The sequence below is a fragment of the Candidatus Magnetaquicoccus inordinatus genome, assembly GCF_004217665.1.
Classification (GTDB): Bacteria; Pseudomonadota; Magnetococcia; order Magnetococcales; family Magnetaquicoccaceae; genus Magnetaquicoccus; species Magnetaquicoccus inordinatus.
The window spans coordinates 1-3,192 of record NZ_RXIU01000160.1 but is presented as its reverse complement, the minus strand read 5'-3'; the positions used below and the strand labels follow the sequence as shown (position 1 = coordinate 3,192).

Here is a 3,192-nt window from a genome sequence, read left to right as displayed (position 1 = left end):
TCCACATTGCGCACTTGCGTTTGTTCGGAGTTGTTGGTACGAATCTGTTCTGCCACCACCGCTGGACTGTTTTGGTGTTGCGATGGACCAGCCGGGGGAGTAGCATGCGAAGAAACTTCGGACAGTGCGTTCACCATTGGACCCTCTCCACAATATTTTGTACATTAGTCAGGGAGCCGGTTGGCTCCACACATTTTTATTATGAATCTTCTTCCCTCTATTTAAGAATCCTCGGACAGCAGAAGAAAAAATGCAAGTATCTTTTTGCTGAATCACCTTTTTTACTTGCGGAGAATAGGGATGGCTCTGGCGTTGTTTGATCTGGATAATACCCTGCTGGCAGGAGACAGCGATCATTTATGGGGCGAATTTTTGATTGAGAAAGGTATCGTCAACGAAAAGGAGTATCGTCTGCAAAACGACCAGTTTTTTCTCGATTATCAGCAGGGCACCCTGGACATCTTAGCCTATCTCACCTTTCAGGCTGGCATCCTCGCCCAATATCAACGCCCCATCCTCGACCGATGGCGCAGCGATTATCTGCAAGAAAAAATCCTCCCCATCATCGCCCCACACACCCCTGCCTTGCTGCAGTGGCATCGGCAACGGGGCGATACCCTGATTATCATCACCGCCACCAACCAGTTTGTCACCACCCCTATCGCCCAACATCTGGGAGTCCATGCCCTGCTGGCAACCGGTCTGGAAGAGATCGATGGTCAATTTACCGGTCAACCCGATGGTATCCCCTGTTTTCGCGAAGGCAAAGTGCTGCACATGATGCAATGGATGAAACAGACCGGTACCGATTTGGCGGAAAGCTGGTTTTACAGCGATTCCCATAACGATCTGCCCCTGCTCGGTGAGGTGGCCTATCCGGTGGCCGTCGATCCCGATGAAAAACTCCGTCAGGTGGCCCAGGAAAAAGAGTGGCCAATCATCTCTCTGCGCCAGCCTGCTCCTTGAGCAGCAATGCAGCAAGGGTGGCACAGGCAGAGCAGGCAAGGCAGAGAATAGAGCAAGGCAAGCCAGTGAACGAGCAGATGGAACAAGCTGATCAACAAAGCGCCTACCAACCCGCTGCCGCACCAACAGGCAGCACCGCAGCTCCCTGCCGCGTCGCTGCCCCAACTCCTCTGCCTCCCCTGCCTGCTGCCCTGGCCCGACTCAAGCAGCCTCTGCCACTCCTGCTCTTTCTGCTGCTGCTCTGGACTATTCCTGGCCTGATCGGCCACGATCCCTGGAAACCGGATGAAGCCTATAGCATGGGGTTGATTTTGCATATTCTGGAAACCGGCGACAATTTGGTACCCACCTTGGCCGGGGAACCTTTCATGGAAAAACCCCCGCTCTATTTTATCACTGCTGCCTTGCTCACTCGGTTGTTGCCAGACTCTCTGCCTCTGCACGATGCCGCTCGCCTGACCAGCGGACTCTTTATGGCTCTGACCTTTCTTTGCCTTGGCCTCTCCGCCCGTCAACTCTTCGGCACTGGCAGCGGTTGGCTTGCACCTATGTTGCTCATGGGTGCTCTGGGCCTGCTGCCCCACGCCCACCAAATGATTACCGATACCGCTCTGCTGGCCGGATACTCCCTTGCCCTGCTGGGCATGACCCTCTCCGCCACTCAGCCCATTGTGGCGGGCCTCCTTCTCGGAACGGGTGTCGGCAGTGCCTTTCTGGCCAAAGGGTTGCTGGTGCCCCTGCTCTACTCTGCCCTCTGCGCCCTGCTGCTGCTCTTTCCTGGCTGGCGCCACAAAAATTTTTTCCTGACCCTTCTCCTCGCCGCTCTCTCTGCGCTGCCCTGGTTGCTGATTTGGCCGCTCAGTCTCTATCAACAGAGCCCTGAGCTGTTTGATGTCTGGTTTTGGCAAAACAATCTGGGCCGTTTTCTCGGCTCCTCGCATCTGGCGACCAGTCAAGAGCGCGGCTATTATTTGAAAGCACTGCTCTGGTTCAGCGGTCCGGTATTACCCATGGCTCTCTACCATCTTTGGCAACAGCGCCGCTGCTGGCGCGCCTGGTTGAACCGCTCTGCTCCCGGCGAGCCTCTGCTGTTGCCGTTGCTCTTGAGCGCTGTGGTCTCGCTGACTCTGTTTGCCTCCTCAGCCACCCGCTCTCTCTATCTGCTCCCCTTGCTGCCGCCTCTGGTTTTGTTGGCAACCCCGCTGTTGCGCCAGCCACAACCGGCTCCTCGTTGGGGTATACGCACTGTCACCTGGCTCTTTACCGGGACTGCAGGAGTGATCTGGCTGGTCTGGCTGTTGGCATTGGCCAGCGCCTTTGCCAGCGGTCAATGGAACATGGCTGGCTTTGCCGAATCTTTTGTCATTCCCGATCAGGAGGGGATTTTGTTTCGTTGGTCCACCTTTTTACCGGCAGCAGCAGCCACGCTGCTTGCCTGGCAGTGCCGCCCGCTGCTGCAACTTTCACAACGAGCGCTTTTGTCTGGTTGGAGCGCTGGCATCACCCTGGTCTGGCTGTTGTTGATGACCTTGTGGTTGCCGGTGATCGATTATGGCAAAACCTATCGGGGGGTATTTGCAGAACTGGGTCAGGCTGTAGCCCAGACCGAGGCGCACTGTATCGGCAGCCGCAACCTGGGTGAGCCACAACGGGCCATGCTGCACTATTTCGGTCAGATCAAAACCAAACGCTTGGAGACAGGCTGGCCGGAGAGCGGTTGTCCGCTGGTATTGTGGCAATATTCTCTGGATCGCAGCGAGCGCCCCCACTTTAGCGGTACCACCATTTGGCAAGGGGAACGTCCGGGTGATACCAAGGAGCGCTATCTGCTCTATCGTCCTTCCCTGGAAAGCTCTGTACCATCCATACAAAAAAAGGAGTAGGCTCAGAGCAAGCGCATTAATAATCAAAAAATCACCATGGAGGTCCAGGAGGAGATTATCTCCTCCTGGTGGGTGCAGGGCAAAGCCCTGCTGATAATGTGCGGCGTTTCTACAGAAGCGAATGCGAAGCATTCGCGCACGCCGCACCAATTTGTGCCCCGCAGGGGCACGCTTTGGGAGGGCGGAGCCCGACCTGCACATTTTCAGGTAGTGGCAACAGTGAAGAAATTGGCATATGCGCTTGCCCTGGGAAGAGGCTTGACAGGAGTGGATTGCGGGATGAAAAAAGGGAAACCATTCAGGTTTGTGCTGGCTCGCTGGCTCTACCCCCATGGGGATGCTG

2 protein-coding genes are annotated in these 3,192 nt (G+C 55.9%); both read left to right on the top strand.

Annotated elements, in window-relative coordinates; all coding sequences use genetic code 11:
- The first annotated feature begins 300 nt into the window (after positions 1-300).
- Positions 301-966: a histidinol-phosphatase gene (locus tag EJP87_RS11305; protein WP_130471983.1), complete on the top strand. Its 666-nt coding sequence runs from the start codon at positions 301-303 to the stop codon at positions 964-966.
- The gene (locus EJP87_RS11300) at positions 930-2,849 is read left to right on the top strand and encodes an ArnT family glycosyltransferase (protein ID WP_130471982.1); all 1,920 of its coding nucleotides are present in this window, start codon (positions 930-932) and stop codon (positions 2,847-2,849) included. The genes EJP87_RS11305 and EJP87_RS11300 overlap by 37 nt, the downstream gene beginning before the upstream one ends.
- Positions 2,850-3,192: the final 343 nt, after the last annotated feature.

Coding starts and splice junctions, on each gene's coding strand:
- EJP87_RS11305 (WP_130471983.1), top strand. CDS start 301: ATGGCTCTGGCGTTGTTTGATCTGGATAATACCCTGCTGGCAGGAGAC.